We start from the raw sequence: 16194 nt of genomic DNA on the forward strand, positions 1-16194 counted from the left end.
AGAGCGGCCATGTGCGGACCCATTTACCGTACATCGGCACGCGGAAGCGGCAGAGAAGCCATGTACGAACCCATTTACCGTACATCGGCACACGAAAGCGGCAAAGCGGCCATGTACGGACCCATTTACCATACACGGCGATGCGGTTGCGTCGTAGACCTGAACGTCATCGAAACGGACAAAAAAAGCCGGACAAGCGCGGCCCCCCGCTCCTGTCCGGCCCCTCGGCCGCGCTACCTCGTCTCCTTACGCCTGCAGCTGCTTCAGCTGATAAAACTCACCTTGCTTCGCCATCAGCTCGTCGTACGTGCCGATCTCGACGCAGCGTCCCTGCTTCATCACGACGATCCGGTCGGCGTCGCGGATCGTGGACAGACGGTGCGCCACGATGAAGGTGGTCCGCCCCTTGATCAGCTCCTGCATCGCCTGCTGCACGCGGTACTCGGACTCGTTGTCGAGCGCCGACGTGGCCTCGTCGAGCAGGATGATCTTCGGGTCGCGGATCAGCGCCCGCGCGATCGCGATCCGCTGCCGCTGCCCGCCGGAGAGGCGGCCGCCGTGCTCCCCGATCGCGGTGTCCAGCCCTTGCGGCAGCTGGGCGACGACGTCCTCCAGATGCGTCATGCGGACGACTTCCGCCAGCTTCTCGTCGCTGACCGACGGCAGACCGTAGGTGATGTTCTCCCGGATCGTCCCGGAGAAAAGCACCGTACTCTGGTGCACGACCGCAAGCCGCGACCGGTAGGCCGCCATGTCGAGCTCCTCCATCGGCACCCCGTCTACCGTCACCTGACCGATCGACGGCTTGCTGAAGCCGATGACAAGGTTCAGGACGGTCGAACAAGTTTCCTTCCCTTGGCTCCGTTTGAAGCGTTCTCCCTTCCAAATGAAAGTTTCCGCCCAGCGTCGTGCACAAAAAAATCCCCCATGCGGGGGAAGCGGACGCGCCGAGCCTGACGGCGGCTTTCAATACACGCCTAGCGCGTTCATCATCCGGATAAAGTGGCCGCAGTACAATCCCGGCGCGTAATTCGTGACGGTATGGCTCTGCGCCTGCTGGCGGATGCGATTCCGCAGCGCGTGGTCGGTCAGCAGCTCCAGGGCCTGCTTGGTCGCTACATCGATTCTGCCGTGAGGGTAAAATTTGCCTGTCGCGTCATGGGCGATAAAGCCCCGGACCCCGTCCGAATCCGTGGCGAGCACAGGACAACGGCAAAGCATCGCCTCGGCGACCGCGTAGCCGAACCCTTCGAGGATGGACGTCGACAGCAGCATTCCTCCGGAATCCCCGATGATGGAGTAGTAGTCCGACATCACCAAATAGGGGACGTTCGAATGGCGGACGATCGACGAGCCAAGCCCCAGCTGCGCGACCATCGTTTCGAAGGCAACCTGCTCCTGCAGATGGTTTAGCGACGCGTCCGCAAACATCCACAGTTGAATATGCGGATCCCTCCGGATCAGTTCGTAGCCGATGTGCAGGTAGTCGCGCCAGTTTTTGTTGGCTTCGATGCGTCCGACCCACCCGATGATCGGATGCGGATGGACCGGAACCGGGTGGTAGCCGAAGCGCTCGGTGTCGAGCAGGTTGTCGAAGCTGAACTGCCGGATGTCGGAGAACATTCCTTGGAACAGCTCGGTCAGATGCGCCGTCCGCGGGTACAGCACGGCATTCGCGTGGCTGCGGAGCATCGGGGCGGATACCGTCAGCGCGTGCACCGCCTCGTGCCATTGCCCGAGTCCCTGCGCTTCGTAGATTTGCTTGCCCCGGAATCCGAGCCGGCTGAAGCGTTCCAGTGCCATGAAGTCGCTCGATACGACGATCGCGTCATATTGGCCGGCCAGCAAAAGCTGCTGAATCGTCGCGTCGTCGTTCGTAACGAAGGTCGGGATGCCGCTCGTATTGTTCTGCAGACCGGAACCCGGATAACAGTAGTGCAGATGGCAGAGGACGCCGTGCCGGATCAGCGCTTCCGCGCGCAGCCGATTGAGCGTCTCCATGCCTCCGCTCGGCAAGATATAGGAGAACAGGATTCTCATCGCGTGCACCTCCACATTTGAAAATGGATTGGCCAAAACGGAACGCCGGTCCCGCCCGGAGCGATACCGGTCCACGGCCGCCATCGGATTCGCGAGCCATTCATGCCCCGCTCTCCCCTTTGCGCCTGCATACTGCGATCATGTACGCGGGGCGAGCGTTTTTCATCCGGCCGACCGACACCGGCACGTGATACTTGGCGACTTCCGCGGGCAGCTGCGGATACAGTACGGCAGCCTCGCTCCACACGGCGCCGATCTCCCGCCAATCCGGCGCGACCGGTCCGCTCGGTCCGACGAAGGTTTGCCCGTACAGCTCTTCGATGTCGTACAAGTTCGTCAACTCGCCGACGAACTCGCCGAGCGCGTATTCGAAGCTATGGTACGGGTTGCCGACCGGCTCGCCAAAGCGCCGGCCGGGGTTCGTCACCTCGCGGTTCGGCGTCGAGACGAGGAGCCGACCGCCGGGCTTCAGGACGCGCGCCGCCTCGGCCAGCCATGCCGCTCCGTCCGGGACGTGCTCGATCGTCTCGAACGAGACGACGACGTCGAAGGCGCCCGCCTCGAACGGGAGGCTCAGCACGTCGGCGACGGCGAAGCCGACGCCCGGCGAGACGTAATCCCGGCTGGCGCGCTCGATCGAGCCCGGGTCGAGATCGACTCCCGCCACGTCGAGAGCCCCGCCATCCTTCATCATCGCGGTTCCGTAGCCCGTGCCGCAGGCCGCGTCCAGCACGATTTTGCCCTGGACATAAGGCAGCGCGAGCAAATACCGGTACAAATGCTCCAGGTACACGTCGGGGTGCGAACGGATAACAGAGTCGTGAATGACGAGGCGCTCGCCCGTAAAGGCGGCGTCGTGCTGACTCTTCGGGGCTTTCGGCAACTCGGCCGTCCGTCGGCCGGCATCGGGGCGAGGTCCGTCGCCCGCCGGGGGCGCGGAGTCCGGCACCGCCGCTTCGGCCGGGGCGGGTCCGCGCTCCTCCGGAGCGTTTTGCCGCGCCGCTGTCGTCCTCAGCGATCGGATCGCTCTGACAAGAAAGTAGATCGCCACGAACTCCTCCTTCCGATCCTTGGACGTCAGCGCGACCAACTTCTCCACCGCGGCCTCGTCGAAGCGGTCGAGCGCAGCCGGCGCGATTTCGACGCTCTCGAAACCGTTCTGGCGGAACCGTTCCTCCGTCTCCTTTTTGGACAGCAGCACGTCGGGTCGCAGCTTGTTGACAGGCTCCAGGTACGCCTTGACATATTCGGCGTACAGCCGGTTCGGCACGCTTGCGGCGAGAATCCCGCCGGGGCGCAGCCAGCCGGCGACGTAGCCAAGCGTCTCGGGCGTCACCGGCGTCTGCGGATCGCTCCAGACGATCGCGTCGAAGCCGATGCCGTCCGGCGGCGTCACGTCCGCCGCGGACGTCCAGACGCGCTCGGCGACGGCGGCGGCGATCTTCGCCGCGCGCTCGTTCGTCTCCAGACCGAACAACCGCCACCCTTGACGCTTGTTGTCTAGGTCGAGCAGCGCCCCACCGCATCCGCAGCCGATTTCCAGCACGGTCCTGGACGCGTCTCCGCGAATGTCCAGCAGTCGCGTCAGATCATCGCGCACGTTGGTCGCGATGTGCGGATGAAAGCCCCATTTGTCGGCGAAAGCTGCCGCGTTGTCGTGCAGCGCAGCGGCGAGCGCGTTGCGGTCGGAGCGGAATGTGCCGTGCCCTTCGTGGTGGATGAACGTGTCCCGGCACAGATAAAGCCGGTACCCCGCCGCGACCGCTCGAAGGCTCCAGTCGTCGTCTTCGTAGTTGCCGATGCCGAAGCGCTCTTCGAACGGTCCCACCCGCTCCCAGACCGACCGCTTCAGCAGCATGCAAAAGCCGATCAGCTTGAGGCGCCGCTCCCACCGCTCCGGCGACGAGACGTTGTGGCGATCGGCGAACCGCTCCATCTCCGCCATGCTGCGGTAATTCACCGGGATGGCTTGACCGTAGGCGGCGAAGTTGGTCAACGGCCCGACCGCCCCGACGCGGTCGTCATGCTCCAGCGCCTGAAGGAGATTGTCCAGCCACCTCGGCGTAACGACGGTATCGTTGTTCAGAAACAGCAGCCGGTCGCCGCGCGCGGCGGCGGCGCCCAGATTGCAGCCGCGGGGGAATCCGACGTTCCCCTTCTGCTCCAGCAGGACGATATCTGCCTGTCCGCGCGCCCATTCCGCCGTCCCGTCGGGCGATGCGTTGTCGACGACGATCAGCTCGTACGCGCCTTCCGGCGTATGCTTGCGGATGCTCTCGACGCAGCGCCGGGTCAACGCGAGCTGGCCGTGCGTCACCAGAACGATGCTCGTCGTCACGACCCCGACGCCCCCTTTCCCATCGCTTGCTCGAGCTTCAGCTTGTTCTGCCGCAGATTCGGATCGTTCGGGAGATAAGAGAGCGCCTTCTCGTTGTGTTCGTATGCCTTATCCAACTCGCCGAGCAAGCCGTAGCAGATGCACAACTGGAGATGTGGAAGCCAGGTCCAGCAGATGAGGTTCAGCACGCCGAAATGATGCAGCGGGCGCTCCAGCGTCAGAGCCAGCTTATACCAATAGATTGCTTTCTCCGGCTGGCCTCGCTCCTCGAAGCAATAGCCGATGGAGCAGCAAAAGTCGGCCCGCGGCAAGTCGTACGCCATCGTCTGCAGCAGCGCCCGCAGCTTGCCCTCCTTGTCCCCCAGATGATGGAGACATTCCGCCAGCTTGGAGCATGCAAGCAGGTGGTCCTCGAAGTAGTCGACCTCTCCGTCAAGGAAGCGGCGGTACTGCGTCGCGGCTTCTGCATAACGACGCGCATCCGTCAGTTCATTCGCATAGTACAGGATGTTCCGGCCTTCGACGTTTCCGTCGGTTGCGATCATCTTCTCCAAGATGCCCAGATTGCGGGCCCCATGGTCCCGCTGCCGCTGATGCGTCACGGCAATCCCGGTTAGATAAACGTTGCCGTCGACCAACAGATATTCATGGACGGGATTGTACCAGCGATAACCCCTGCTACGCTTGACGATCCGGTTGCGCCGGGACATGGCCGCCGGATTCCCTTGCGCATCCAGGGCCAGGTGGTACTCCATCACGACGGAATCGACCTCGGGATCCAATGTCCGCTTCAGCTCCCGAAGCATCTCCCGATCCCTTTCCTTCAAATAATCGTCGGCGTCGAGCCACATGACGTAAGGCATCGTCGCTTTGGAGAACGCGAAGTTCCGGGCCGCGGCGAAGTCGTCGATCCATTCGAACGTATAGATCCGATCCGTATAACGCGCTGCAAGCTCTATCGTCCCGTCGGTCGAGCCCGTGTCGACGATGATCAGTTCGTCCACGAGATCCCGCACGGAATCCAAGCAGCGCGCCAGCACTTCTTCTTCGTCTCTGACGATCATGCACAAACTAATGGCGATCACGCGATTCCCTCCCGGTCCCTTATCCATGGGACGGATTTCATCCCATCTTATGCTTGTCAGTCGAAGGACGCTTGGACAGCCGCTGAGGCGCGCCGGCTGCCGGCATACCCCAAAAAACTAAAGCGGCGGCAACGGTCCCGTTGCCGCCGCTCCGGTGGAGCAACTACTAACCTACTTGCTTACGGGTTACAACGTGCTAGAGGCTACGCCCCAGAAGACTTCCGGACCCGTACGGACGCCGCTCGTGACGATCAGCGGACCGCCCGTGACGAATGCGGAATAGACCGTTTCCGCCGCAGCGGGAGCAAGCAAGTCTTGTGCGGTGAAGGTGTAAGTGTCACTGAAAGATGCGACCCGAACGCTTTGCGTCAACGTGAAAATAACATTGGCAGGATTGAATACCGTCGTGCCGCGAAGCACTTGGATCGTGAACGTGTTGCCGACGGTCGGATTGCTAATGCCGATCACGCCGGTCAGCGTGACGATCGGATTGGTCACGCTGCGCGTCTGCAGGCCGATGACGCCGAACAAGGCCGGCGTCGCGGAGAGAGACGTTCCCGGTAAACCCGTAGTATTGGAGTTTTCGGAGCTGCGCAAGTCTAGAAATGTTCCCATTTGTAGCACCTCCTTTGCTTCAGGCTCCTACATTCTATGTAAGGCAAGCCCCTGCGATATGGACAAACCGTAGAGGCCGTTTCGTTGGATTTCCGGAAAAATGAAAGGCCTTTACGGACAAAAACCAAAAAACCTTCTCTCCCGCCTCCGGAAGGAGACGGCAAAGAAGGTCGGTCCCAGTCTTGCCACATGCAAGCAGACGACCGGATCAGATTTTTAACTCCCCGAGCTTGATCAGCTCGACAACCGCTTGCGAACGACCTTTGACGTTTAACTTTTGCATCACATTCGAGATGTGGTTGCGGACTGTTTTCTCGCTAATAAACAATTGCTGGGCAATGTCTCGGGTCGTTTTGTCCTGCACGAGCAGTTCGAAGACTTCGCGCTCCCGATTTGTGAGTAGGAATTTGTTCTTGTGGTCGCTGCTTTTCAACGTGTGTCACCCCTCCTTGCCCGGGATTGAAATGATTACAAGGTAAAGGGTACAGTCGACTTTATATTATGAAAGACAGCTTATGCTGGTGCGGTTACCCGGTAATTTTGGGCGCTCGTGGAGTTGCGTCCCGGTTACTCCTGCCACGGATTGTCCATCGTCTTCAAAAACGCGTTCAGTTCCCTGGCCGTCTCCTCGGACTCGCTCTTTCGGAGATGTCCGGGCGTGCAACTGCCCGCTCTCGCGTAACGGTAGGCGCGAATCCCGCCGTCTCCGCGCTCCCGCGCGATCTCGAACAGCGCTTCGTCCCACGCCGGCGGATGATTCAGCAGCATAGCGGTCAGCACAATATATGCATCTGAGTAGGCCTCGCGCAACCGCTTCAGCACGTCTAAGTAAGCGGTTCTCCATCGGATTTTGGCTTCCTTGTCCCTCGCGATGCCAGGATAGGTCGACGAGTCATGCTGGCCGATGGCGATGATGACGACGCGCGGCACGTAACGAAAACAATCCCCAGTCGATGGCGAGCATCGCTTGGGGATCGGGAGGCGCAAGCCCGGCAGGGCTAGCGCATGTTGTGGGTCTTGATTTCGTTCGTCGTGCCGTAACCGGCAGGCGTACCGGCCGGCGTGCGGGCATGCGTTCCGGTCGATTCCGGGAAGATCCGGTTCACCAGGGCGTTGAATTCGGTCACCAAGCCTTGGATCGGATGTCCCTCGCTGACCGCCGTGGCATAGTTCTTCATACGCCCGTAAAGATCCGGGTTCTCAGACACATACACGTTGTTCACATGAGGCGCCATCGCTTTGACGGCGTCGCCGACTTCGTTTTTCAGCTTTTCCGATAGCGCGGTCGGCTGCTGCGTAGCGGTCATATGCCCGTACTGGCCGGTCGTGCCCGTGCTCATCCGCTTGTGCAGCGAAGGCGAGCCGTGCGTCGTCCCTTTGGCGGTATAGCCGTCCGCCGATCCGTGGCCTTCCGTGACGATCGAGACGTACGCGTTGTTGTTCGTCAACATGACGTAGGCGGACTTGATGTCGGGACGGGCAGCCAGTTTGTCGGCGATTTTTTGGCTTACTTCGAGATGCGTATTGTCATGATACCCAACGACGTTGTTATTGATTTGCTGGCGGCCTTGAATTCGGTTCATCTCGTTCCTGCCATCGTTGGCGAACCGGTTGTTCAAGGATTGGGACCGGATGTTTTTGTTGCCCAGGTCGCCCTGCTTGCTCGAGCACCCCGACAGGGCCAGCGCGGCGCTGAGCAGCACGCTGGTTACGACTGCAGTTTTCCGCATGAAGCCTGATTCCCCCTTGGATCGGATGATGTCGGCGGTGTTGCGCCAACCTTAGGATGGCCGATCCGGGAGCGGGCTATGCGATAGCGCCGAAGGGGGTTCGTGCCGTTTCCGCTCTGCGTGCGTGGCCCATGGGTACAGCTGGCAAAAAACACCTTGGTCAGGGCTGTAAGCCGATTTTTTCAGATTACAGCAGGCATTACGCCTAAGCTGAGGCTGTAATCCGATTTCTTCGGGTATCTTCGCGGGCAGCGTTCATGCTAGGCGGATTCGCGCACCGTTCGATTTTCCGTTGACACGACGCCGTTCAAGGGGTAGGATAATCTTAGAACCTGGTACTAATACTAAGTATTATAACTACGATTTTCGCATAAAGTTGGCCGTACCCCACCTTAAGGAGGAGATTTGCATGACGAACGTTCCGCAGACCGGCGGCGATTTTCGCTCCGCCGCCGCCATTACCGCCATCGGCAGCTATGTGCCCGAGTCCCGGCTAACGAACGACGATTTGTCCCGCCTCGTCGATACGAACGACGAGTGGATCGTCCGCCGGACTGGGATCCGGGAACGCCGCGTCGCCGGCAAGGACGAATACGCGAGCGACCTGGCCGTCCGCGCCGTCCGCGATCTGCTGGACCGGTATCCGACCCGGACCGAGGATATCGACGGCATCCTCGTGGCGACGACGACGCCGGATACCCCGTTCCCTTCCGTCGCGGCCCGCGTCCAGATGGCCTTCGGCATGCCTGCTGCGCTCGCTTTCGACATGAACGCGGCATGCGCCGGCTTCGTATCGGCGCTCCAGACGGCCGGCGGTCTGCTGCTCACCGGCGCATACCGCAAAATCCTCGTGATCGGCGTCGAGACGCTGACCAAGATCACCGATTACGCAGACCGCTCCACATGCATCCTGTTCGGCGACGGGGCTGCAACCGTTCTCGTCGAACGCGCGGAGAAGGGCAGCTTTCTCGCCTCGTACGCCGAGACGAACGGCGCGGGAGGCATACACGTCTATGCAAGCGGCCTGTCGGACCGGTGGAACGGCGAGACGCTCGAAGGCGGCGGCAACATCGTCCAGAACGGACGGGAAGTGTACAAATGGGCCGTCTCGACCGTTCCCGGCGGCGTTCGCCGACTGCTCACTTCGGCGGACCTATCGATCAACGATCTGGACTGGTTCGTGCCGCACAGCGCCAACCTTCGTATGATCGAAGCCATGTGCGAGCGGCTGGACTTCCCCTACGAGCGGGCGCTGCACAGCGCAACTTGGTACGGCAATACTTCGTCCGCCTCCATCCCCCTCGCGCTCGATCTCGCCGTGCGGGACGGCCGCTTGTCCGCCGGGCAATTGCTAGCCCTCTACGGCTTCGGCAGCGGCCTGGTCCAAGCCGGCCTGCTCCTCCGCTGGACGCTCTGACTGACCATGCCTGCACAGGTTCGAAAACACGCCTTTGCCCAGGGTCAAGCGTCGTGACTGCCATAGCCCCTCCTCCATACCTTGTCATGAATGAGAAGGTTTGAAGGAGGGCTTTTGCCGATGGCCGGTTCCGCGCCCCTGGTCAGCATCATTATTCCCTTTTACAATTGCCGGTTCGTCGATCAGGCGATCAGCAGCGCCCTGGCGCAGACCTACCCCCATATCGAGGTGATTGTCGTCGACGACGGATCGGTATTGCATCAGCATCTTATTGCGCCTTACCGCTCGCGCATCCACTACGTCGGCAAGGCGAACGGCGGGACCGCCAGCGCCTTGAACTACGGAATTCAGATGTCCTCGGGGGAGTACATCGCCTGGCTCAGCTCCGATGACCGCTTCTACCCACACAAGATCGCCAACCAACTCTCCTATATGCAGCAGCACCACGCGCAGATCAGCTGCACCGACTTCGACCTGGTCGGCGTCCACAACGAGTTGCTGAAGCCTTCGCTCGCCGTCAAGTTCGGATCCGCCGCGGACTTCGTCCGCGCGCTGTATTCCTTTTGCCCGATCAACGGCTGCACGACGTTGATGCACCGCAGCCTCGTTCAAGGGATCGGCCCGTTCAACGAATCGCTCCGCTTCACGCAGGACTACGACTACTGGCTGCGCGTCATTCAGGCCGGGGTCAATTTTCACTTCATCCATCAACCCTTGACCGCCTACCGTTGGCACGAAGGCATGGGAACCGTGCGCCACCTCGATCAGGTCAACGCCGAGTTCATCATGGTGCGCGACCGCTATCTTCACGTGCTCAACAATCTGCTTGCGGTTCTACGCTAGTCGGAGAGGCATGCGATGTTAACCAGCATCCTCATTCTGACGTTGAACAATCTGGCCTTCACCCAGCGCTGCCTGGACAGCATCTTGCGATTCACGGACCTGCCCTACGAGATCGTCTTCGTCGACAACGGCTCGACCGACGGCACCACCGCATGGCTGCGCGAGATCGCGGAGGGGAGCGGCGGCCAGCTTCGCGCGCTTTTCAACGCGGACAACCAAGGCTTCGCCGCCGGCTGCAACCGGGCGGCGGCGGCGGCTCGCGGACAGTGCCTGGTCCTGCTGAACAACGACGCCCTCGTCTCTCCCCGGTGGCTGTCCCAATTGCACGCGGCTTTGTACGCGGAGCCTTCCGTCGCCGCCGCCGGACCGGTCTCGAACTGCGTCCTCCCGCTGCAGCAGCGCGCGTTGGCGGCACAGCCCGGCTCTCCTGAAGCGTTCTACGCCTTCGCGGACGGATACAACCGTCCGAATCCGGGCAAGTGGGCGGACGTGCTCGCGATCAGCGGCTTTTGCATGCTCGTCAAACGGGAAGCCTGGGAAACCCTCGGCGGTCTCGACACGCGATTCGCGATCGGAGGCTACGAAGACATCGACTTCGGCTATCGGGTGCTCCGGGCCGGTTGGCGGCTGCGGATCGCCGGCGACACCTACGTGTACCACGAAGGCAACAAAAGCTTCGAAGCGAACCGGCTGGACTCATCAACGATCGCCGACCGCAACCGCAAGACGTTCATCCGGCGCTGGGGCTTCAATCCCGAGCGTCTCATCCTGCGCGTCGGCGCCTTGCCGCCCGATTCGGCGCCGCAGGAAGACGGAGCCCTGCCCGGGGGCTGGTACGCGATGGATCGGAGCGCGGGCGTCTACCGGATCGAGCAGGGGCGCAAGCGGCCGGTCGTGTCGATCGAAGCCTACGCGTTTTTCCGTTTGTCCGCGGACCGGCTAGCAAGGAATGCCGATCTAGTGCTCCAACGCCTCCCGTTGGGCGCGCCGCTCGATCCGAAGCTGCCGTTCCCACTGGGCTATCCCGACCAATTCCTCGCTTCCGACGAGATCGGCAACCTGCATCTCGTCAACGGCGGCATCTGGTATCCGGTCCACGACCCGCGCTCGCTCGCCGTCTGGGGATGGCGTGCCGGCGATGCCGTGCCGATCGCGTACGAGACGCTTTTGGCTTTGCCCTGCGGCTGGCCGGTCTCCGGCGACCTATGGGAATCGTTCGAGCTGCCGGATTACCGCTTGTTCGTCGGTCCGGGTCGCGCCTACTATTACAGCGAAGGCGGACGCCTGCGCCGCTTGGCGGGCGAGGAGGTCTTGTCCGCCTACGGATGGTCGCCGCGCCATGCAGCCCCGATTTCCGAAGCGCAGCTGAAGCGACTTCCGCCAGGACCGGCGCTAACCTGAAGCAAGCGCCGCGCTCGGCCCTCCTCGGCCGAACGCGGCGCTTCGCTTGTTTCCCTCGTGCCGTTCCGCCTCCGCCCGGTCAACCTCCCCGTAGCGAGACGCGGGCCGGCGGCCGAAGCGCGGTCAAGAGCCGCGCGATCTCGTCGCGATAGCGGAGCGACACCGCCTGGAACTCGCGCTCGATCTCCGCCTTGTGTCGGATCGAGCCCATCGCCGGATGACGCCGGTAATCCGTCAGTGCATCCGGCAAATACGACAGCGGATAGCCGCCGAGAATCGCCCTCAGCCAGAAATCGTAGTCGTGCGTGAACGGCAGCCGTTCGTCGAAGCCGCCCAGCTGATCGAACAGCGACTTGCGCATCATCACCGTGCAGCCGTTGACCGCGTTCGACTTCAGAAACGATTTGTAAAAGTCGTGCATGTTCTCGAACTCCAGCCAGACGGCCCGGCGCTCCGGCTTGCCCCTCTCATCCATCCAGCGGAACCCCGTATGGCTGATCCAGGCACCGCTTCGTTCCATAAAATCCACTTGCTTCGCGATCTTGTCCTTCGCCCAACGATCGTCCGAGCTGAGCCAGGCGACGTAGGTGCCGGAAGCGAGACGAAAGCCGTGGTTCAGCGCGGTCGCGGTGCCTCCGTTCGCCTTGCCGAGCTCGTGGATCCTCCCGCGGTAGGGAAGGAGGCGCTCGGCCTCCCGCGTCGATCCGTCGTTGACGACGATAATCTCCATCGCAGGGTACGTCTGCGCGAGCGCACTCTCGACCGCCTCGCCGACAAATGGATCGTTGTAAAAAGGAATGACGGCCGTCACGGTAGGATGCGTGCCGCTCATGTCCCGACCTCTCCTTTCTCTTCGCGGCACCGCCGCTCTCGTTGTTCTTCCAGCGCGTCCGCGATCGACCGTTCGAACGGGATGCGGGGTTGCCAGCCCAGCGCCCAGGCGGCGGACGCGTCCCGAGGCGCCGGCGACGGCGCGGACGACTGCCCGATGCGCCAGGGCAGCGGAGCCGCCGCCGCTAGATCGAACGCCTCCTTCACGTCCCGCAGCGTCCGCAGCGCGCCCGACTCCAGCGCATAAGCGGTTCCCGGCTCGCCCTTCAGGAGCAGCGTCACGTAAGCGTCGGCCGCGTCGCGCACGTCGAGGAAGTCGCGGCGCTCTTCCAGCGAAGACAGCTGGAACGGCTCGACCCGCGCTCCCGGCGCCGGGCGTTCGGCGCCGGCTGCCCAGACGGCGATTTTGCCGCAGAGGCCGAGGCTGCCGCCCGGCCCGATCAGGTTGGACGGCTCGGCGACAACGACGGACAGTCCGTACCAGCGGTGCCAGGCGAGCGCCGCGGCGACTTGGGCCGTCTTGCTGAAGCCATAGGGGTGTAGCGAGTCGGAAAGACCGTCTTCCGCGCCCCGCAGCATCGAGCCGACGACCAGGATACGGCAGCCCGGCCTCGACCGGGCGCCTTCGAGCAAAAACGCGGTGGACATCAGATTCGCGGCAAGCGTCGCATCCGGCGCCTTCCAGGATTCGTTCACCGCGTTCTGGCCGGCCAAGTGCACGATCGCGTCCGGCGCGGCAGAGCGGCAGAGCGCATGCACCGCTTTCCGGTCCGTCAGATCGCAAACGTGCGCGACCGACGCTCCTTCGATCCCCCCCGCGTCCTTCCCGGCGGACCGGGGAGAGACGACCGCGGCCACGTCGCAACCGGCGGCGGCCAGCGTTCTGCAAACATGCCTGCCGCTAAAGCCCGACGCCCCGGTAACCAGTACCCGCATCGGGCTCAAGCCTCGATCATCCATCGGCTCAGCTCCCTCAGCATGTCCGGATAGTCTGGCGTCTGATAGAGCCACGTCCGCGGTCCGGGCGATAACGTGCGGTCGATGACCGGTTGCGGATCCGGGGCGACCACGACGTCGTTTTTGTCGAACGTCCGCTGCATCAGGAGCAGCAGATCATGCTTGCTGATCGCCTCTGGCGCCGTCAGATGAACGAGTCCGTTCAGCTCCGGGCGATCCAGCGCCCACACGATCGCCTTGGCCAACTCTAGCGTCGTGACGCCGTTCCATTTCACGTTGACGTACCCGCTCACCTGTCCCTGGCAGGAGAGGAACCACTGCATGAGCCCGATGCCGTACGGCCGGATTTCCGGACCGATGATCGAGGTGCGGATCGTGAGGCATCCCGGCCCGCGGATTTCGCCCAGCGCCTTGCTCCGGGCATAGACCGACTGGCCGTCCGGCACGTCGTCCAGCCCGTAGTCGCCCCGATCTCCGCTGAAGACGCAATCGGAGCTGACGTGCACGACCCGCGCGCCCTCTCGCTTGCCCAGATGGTGCAGCCAATGAGGCAACAATCCGTTCACCAGATAGGCGTCGAGCGGATGGTCCTCGGCCTGCTGATTCAGCACCCCGATCGCGTTCACGATGACGTCCGGCTTCGTCTCCTCGACCAACGTGGCGACGGCCGTCAGGTCACGAACGTCGAGCGTCCGCACCCGAGGCTCCGTCCCTTCAGAAGAAGCGGTACCGGCGCCCGAATCGGGGCCGGGCCGCTCCTCCGAAGTCGCCCGGACGGTGATGATCAGTTCATGATCGGTCGTCCGCCTCAAATAGGACGCGATCATATGCCCCGCCATTCCGTTCCCGCCGAGCAGCAGCATTTTCATTGCAGGAACCCCCCGCGGACGAGCATATCCCGGATTTCCTCTTTGCTCATGAGCGACTTGCTCGAGCTGAAGCTGTTGAACGCGACCGGAAGATGGCTACCATACCGCTCCCGCAGTCCCTCGATCTCCAGCGTGGGCAGGATTACGAGATACTGGTCGTCGTATTCGACCGTCGTCTGGCTCTCGTACTCGGTCAGCAAAATCTCGTGCAGCTTTTCGCCCGGCCGAACGCCCGTCTCGACGATATCAACGTGCTTACCCATCGCCTCCATCAGCACGTTTGCCAGATCCTCGATGCGACAGGTCGGCATCTTCATGACGAAGATTTCGCCGCCTACGCTTTCCTCCGTCGCCTTGAACAGCAGACGGATCGCATCCTGCAGCGTCAGGAAGAAACGCGTCATGTCCCGATGGGTGAGGTTCACCTTCTCCATGTTCGCGATCTGGTTCATAAACAGGTGGATGACGCTGCCGTTCGTGCCGAGCACGTTGCCGCCCCGGATGCAGACGAACTTGGTGTCGGTCTTGAGCAGGTTGGCGTACACGATCAGTTTTTCACCGATTGCTTTGGTCATCCCGTAAAAGTTCGACGGATTGGCCGCTTTGTCCGTTGAGATATTGATGACGCGCGACACGCGGTTCTCGATTGCGGCTTCGATGACGTTTTGCGTGCCAAGCACGTTGGTCTTCAGCGCTTCGTACGGCTGAATTTCGCATACCGGCACATGCTTCAGCGCAGCCAGATGGAACAAGAAATCCACGCCCTGGCATGCCTTGGACAGCGCTTCGCGATCCCGGACGTCCCCGATGAAATACGAGATGCGTTCGTCTTTAAACGAGCGGCTCATCGCCACCTGGCTGGACTCGTTGCGCGAGAAGACGATGATCTCGGCCGGATTCAGCGGCAGCAGCTGGCGTACCAGTTCATGCCCCCAGGAGCCGGTGCCCCCCGTCACCAATATGCGTCGTCCTTCAAACATCCGTTTTCCCTCCAAGCAAAAATTTGGCTACCTTGTAGGACACGTCCTCGTCCATATATCCTGCAGGCGGCGTCCACCCCCGCTTCATTGACGTCATGACGCGTACGGCGTCCGCAATCCGACGTGCATGAATGCCCGTCACGATGTTGCTGCCGCAATCGACCGTCTCCGGCCGCTCCGTTGTCGTCCGGACCGTTACGGCCGGCACCTGGAAGATGCAGCATTCCTCCTGCACCGTGCCGCTGTCGGTCAGCGCGCAGCGGGCGTGCCGCTCGAGCTGCACGAAGTCGAAAAAGCCGAACGGCTCGTGGAATTCGAGCAGAGGGGAGACCTGCTCCGCCATCTGCTCCGTCAGACGCGATTGCGTTCGGGGATGCAGGCTGCAGATCATGCGCAGCCCCTGTTCTCCCGCCGCGAGCCCCAGCCCCCGGACGATCTCGGCCAGACGCTCCGGATCGTCGACGTTCTCGGCGCGATGGATCGTCGCGAGCAGATAACCGCCGGGCGCGAGCCCCAATCGTTCGAGGACTCCGCTAGCCGCGATCTGGGGTTCGTAATGCTTCAGCACCTCGTAGATCGGATTGCCCGAGCGGACGATGCGCTGCACGGGAAAGCCTTCCCGCAGCAGATTCATCTTGCTGCCCTCCGTATAGGGCAGGTTCACGGAGGACACCGCATCGATGACGCGGCGGTTTTTTTCTTCCGGCACGCCGAGGTCGAAGCAGCGGTTGCCCGCTTCCATGTGGGCGACTGGAAAACCCAGCCGCTCTGCCAGCACGGCGCACAAGGCGCTGTTCGTGTCTCCCAGGACGAGCACCCGGTCGGGCCGCTCGCGCAGGAGCACTTCCTCCACCGCCTCGAACATGACGGACAGTTGGCCGCCCACCGTTTCTTTGCGTGCGGAGAGCTGGACGTCGGGCGCGCGCAGTCCCATTTCTTCGTAGAAAATATCGTTCAGCCGGCGGGAGAAATTCTGCCCCGTGTGCACGATGACATGACGGCTCGCCATGTCGTCCAGCAAACGGGACAGGAGACTGAGCCGGATGACTTCGGGCCTGGTACCGAGGATGGTGACGATGCGCACGGAC

Annotated in this window: 16 protein-coding genes; 3 read left to right on the forward strand and 13 right to left on the reverse strand. The window is 62.4% G+C overall.

All coding sequences use genetic code 11. From position 1 onward, the window contains the following. Positions 1-246: 246 nt before the first annotated feature. From LKX83_RS29855 to LKX83_RS29890, 8 genes are all read right to left on the reverse strand, one after another. Positions 247-888 (reverse strand): ABC transporter ATP-binding protein, encoded by a 642-nt coding sequence (locus tag LKX83_RS29855; protein ID WP_227886620.1) that lies wholly within the window; start codon positions 886-888, stop codon positions 247-249. 78 nt (positions 889-966) lie between these two features. Beyond that, positions 967-2040 (reverse strand): glycosyltransferase family 4 protein, encoded by a 1074-nt coding sequence (locus LKX83_RS29860; protein ID WP_227886569.1) that lies wholly within the window; start codon positions 2038-2040, stop codon positions 967-969. 100 nt (positions 2041-2140) lie between these two features. Further along, the gene (locus LKX83_RS29865; RefSeq protein ID WP_227886570.1) at positions 2141-4378 is read right to left on the reverse strand and encodes a methyltransferase domain-containing protein; all 2238 of its coding nucleotides are present in this window, start codon (positions 4376-4378) and stop codon (positions 2141-2143) included. Beyond that, on the reverse strand, positions 4375-5463 hold the full coding sequence (locus LKX83_RS29870; RefSeq protein ID WP_227886573.1) for a glycosyltransferase: 1089 nt from the start codon (positions 5461-5463) through the stop codon (positions 4375-4377). Before LKX83_RS29870 ends, LKX83_RS29865 begins: the two co-directional genes overlap by 4 nt. A gap of 186 nt (positions 5464-5649) precedes the next feature. Next, positions 5650-6078: a hypothetical protein gene (locus LKX83_RS29875; protein WP_227886574.1), complete on the reverse strand. Its 429-nt coding sequence runs from the start codon at positions 6076-6078 to the stop codon at positions 5650-5652. 208 nt (positions 6079-6286) lie between these two features. Then, positions 6287-6511: a helix-turn-helix domain-containing protein gene (locus LKX83_RS29880; RefSeq protein WP_185673447.1), complete on the reverse strand. Its 225-nt coding sequence runs from the start codon at positions 6509-6511 to the stop codon at positions 6287-6289. 134 nt (positions 6512-6645) lie between these two features. Then, positions 6646-7008 carry an SGNH/GDSL hydrolase family protein gene (locus tag LKX83_RS29885; protein ID WP_227886576.1) on the reverse strand — a complete coding sequence of 121 codons (363 nt, stop codon included), beginning with the start codon at positions 7006-7008 and terminating at the stop codon, positions 6646-6648. 68 nt (positions 7009-7076) lie between these two features. Beyond that, a complete protein-coding gene (locus tag LKX83_RS29890) occupies positions 7077-7808 on the reverse strand; it encodes a YhcN/YlaJ family sporulation lipoprotein (protein WP_227886578.1) in 732 nt (243 codons plus the stop codon). A 409-nt stretch (positions 7809-8217) separates the two neighbouring features. Between LKX83_RS29890 and LKX83_RS29895 the strand changes: the two genes are divergently transcribed. The 3 genes from LKX83_RS29895 (at position 8218) to LKX83_RS29905 (ending at position 11469) form a co-directional block, all read left to right on the forward strand. Continuing rightward, complete coding sequence (locus LKX83_RS29895; protein ID WP_227886581.1) at positions 8218-9225, forward strand: ketoacyl-ACP synthase III; 1008 nt, start codon at positions 8218-8220, stop codon at positions 9223-9225. 120 nt (positions 9226-9345) lie between these two features. Next, positions 9346-10068 (forward strand): glycosyltransferase, encoded by a 723-nt coding sequence (locus tag LKX83_RS29900; RefSeq protein ID WP_227886582.1) that lies wholly within the window; start codon positions 9346-9348, stop codon positions 10066-10068. 15 nt (positions 10069-10083) lie between these two features. After that, complete coding sequence (locus tag LKX83_RS29905; protein WP_227886585.1) at positions 10084-11469, forward strand: glycosyltransferase family 2 protein; 1386 nt, start codon at positions 10084-10086, stop codon at positions 11467-11469. A gap of 79 nt (positions 11470-11548) precedes the next feature. On the opposite strand, the gene LKX83_RS29910 is transcribed toward LKX83_RS29905, so the two are convergent. Genes LKX83_RS29910 through wecB form a run of 5 tightly spaced genes read right to left on the reverse strand, consistent with a single transcriptional unit; the run spans position 11549 to position 16190 of the window. After that, complete coding sequence (locus LKX83_RS29910) at positions 11549-12301, reverse strand: glycosyltransferase family 2 protein (RefSeq protein ID WP_227886587.1); 753 nt, start codon at positions 12299-12301, stop codon at positions 11549-11551. Beyond that, positions 12298-13260 (reverse strand): NAD-dependent epimerase/dehydratase family protein, encoded by a 963-nt coding sequence (locus LKX83_RS29915; RefSeq protein WP_227886589.1) that lies wholly within the window; start codon positions 13258-13260, stop codon positions 12298-12300. The genes LKX83_RS29910 and LKX83_RS29915 overlap by 4 nt, the downstream gene beginning before the upstream one ends. Further along, positions 13242-14126, reverse strand: coding sequence for a dTDP-4-dehydrorhamnose reductase family protein (locus tag LKX83_RS29920; RefSeq protein ID WP_227886591.1), 885 nt, complete (start codon positions 14124-14126; stop codon positions 13242-13244). Before LKX83_RS29920 ends, LKX83_RS29915 begins: the two co-directional genes overlap by 19 nt. Next, positions 14123-15106: an SDR family NAD(P)-dependent oxidoreductase gene (locus LKX83_RS29925; protein ID WP_227886592.1), complete on the reverse strand. Its 984-nt coding sequence runs from the start codon at positions 15104-15106 to the stop codon at positions 14123-14125. Before LKX83_RS29925 ends, LKX83_RS29920 begins: the two co-directional genes overlap by 4 nt. Next, positions 15099-16190 carry a non-hydrolyzing UDP-N-acetylglucosamine 2-epimerase gene (wecB, locus tag LKX83_RS29930; RefSeq protein WP_227886594.1) on the reverse strand — a complete coding sequence of 364 codons (1092 nt, stop codon included), beginning with the start codon at positions 16188-16190 and terminating at the stop codon, positions 15099-15101. Before wecB ends, LKX83_RS29925 begins: the two co-directional genes overlap by 8 nt. Between the last annotated feature and the right edge of the window lie 4 nt (positions 16191-16194).

The sequence above is a fragment of the Cohnella baijiui genome (genome assembly GCF_020731285.1).
Taxonomy (GTDB): Bacteria; Bacillota; Bacilli; order Paenibacillales; family Paenibacillaceae; genus Cohnella.

Excerpts from the sequence above, each read along its gene's own strand:
- LKX83_RS29860 (WP_227886569.1), bottom strand. The coding sequence starts at position 2,040 with ATGAGAATCCTGTTCTCCTATATCTTGCCGAGCGGAGGCATGGAGACG.
- LKX83_RS29875 (WP_227886574.1), bottom strand. The coding sequence starts at position 6,078 with ATGGGAACATTTCTAGACTTGCGCAGCTCCGAAAACTCCAATACTACG.
- LKX83_RS29890 (WP_227886578.1), bottom strand. The coding sequence starts at position 7,808 with ATGCGGAAAACTGCAGTCGTAACCAGCGTGCTGCTCAGCGCCGCGCTG.
- LKX83_RS29895 (WP_227886581.1), top strand. The coding sequence starts at position 8,218 with ATGACGAACGTTCCGCAGACCGGCGGCGATTTTCGCTCCGCCGCCGCC.
- LKX83_RS29900 (WP_227886582.1), top strand. The coding sequence starts at position 9,346 with ATGGCCGGTTCCGCGCCCCTGGTCAGCATCATTATTCCCTTTTACAAT.
- LKX83_RS29905 (WP_227886585.1), top strand. The coding sequence starts at position 10,084 with ATGTTAACCAGCATCCTCATTCTGACGTTGAACAATCTGGCCTTCACC.
- LKX83_RS29910 (WP_227886587.1), bottom strand. The coding sequence starts at position 12,301 with ATGAGCGGCACGCATCCTACCGTGACGGCCGTCATTCCTTTTTACAAC.
- LKX83_RS29915 (WP_227886589.1), bottom strand. The coding sequence starts at position 13,260 with ATGGATGATCGAGGCTTGAGCCCGATGCGGGTACTGGTTACCGGGGCG.
- LKX83_RS29920 (WP_227886591.1), bottom strand. The coding sequence starts at position 14,126 with ATGAAAATGCTGCTGCTCGGCGGGAACGGAATGGCGGGGCATATGATC.
- LKX83_RS29925 (WP_227886592.1), bottom strand. The coding sequence starts at position 15,106 with ATGTTTGAAGGACGACGCATATTGGTGACGGGGGGCACCGGCTCCTGG.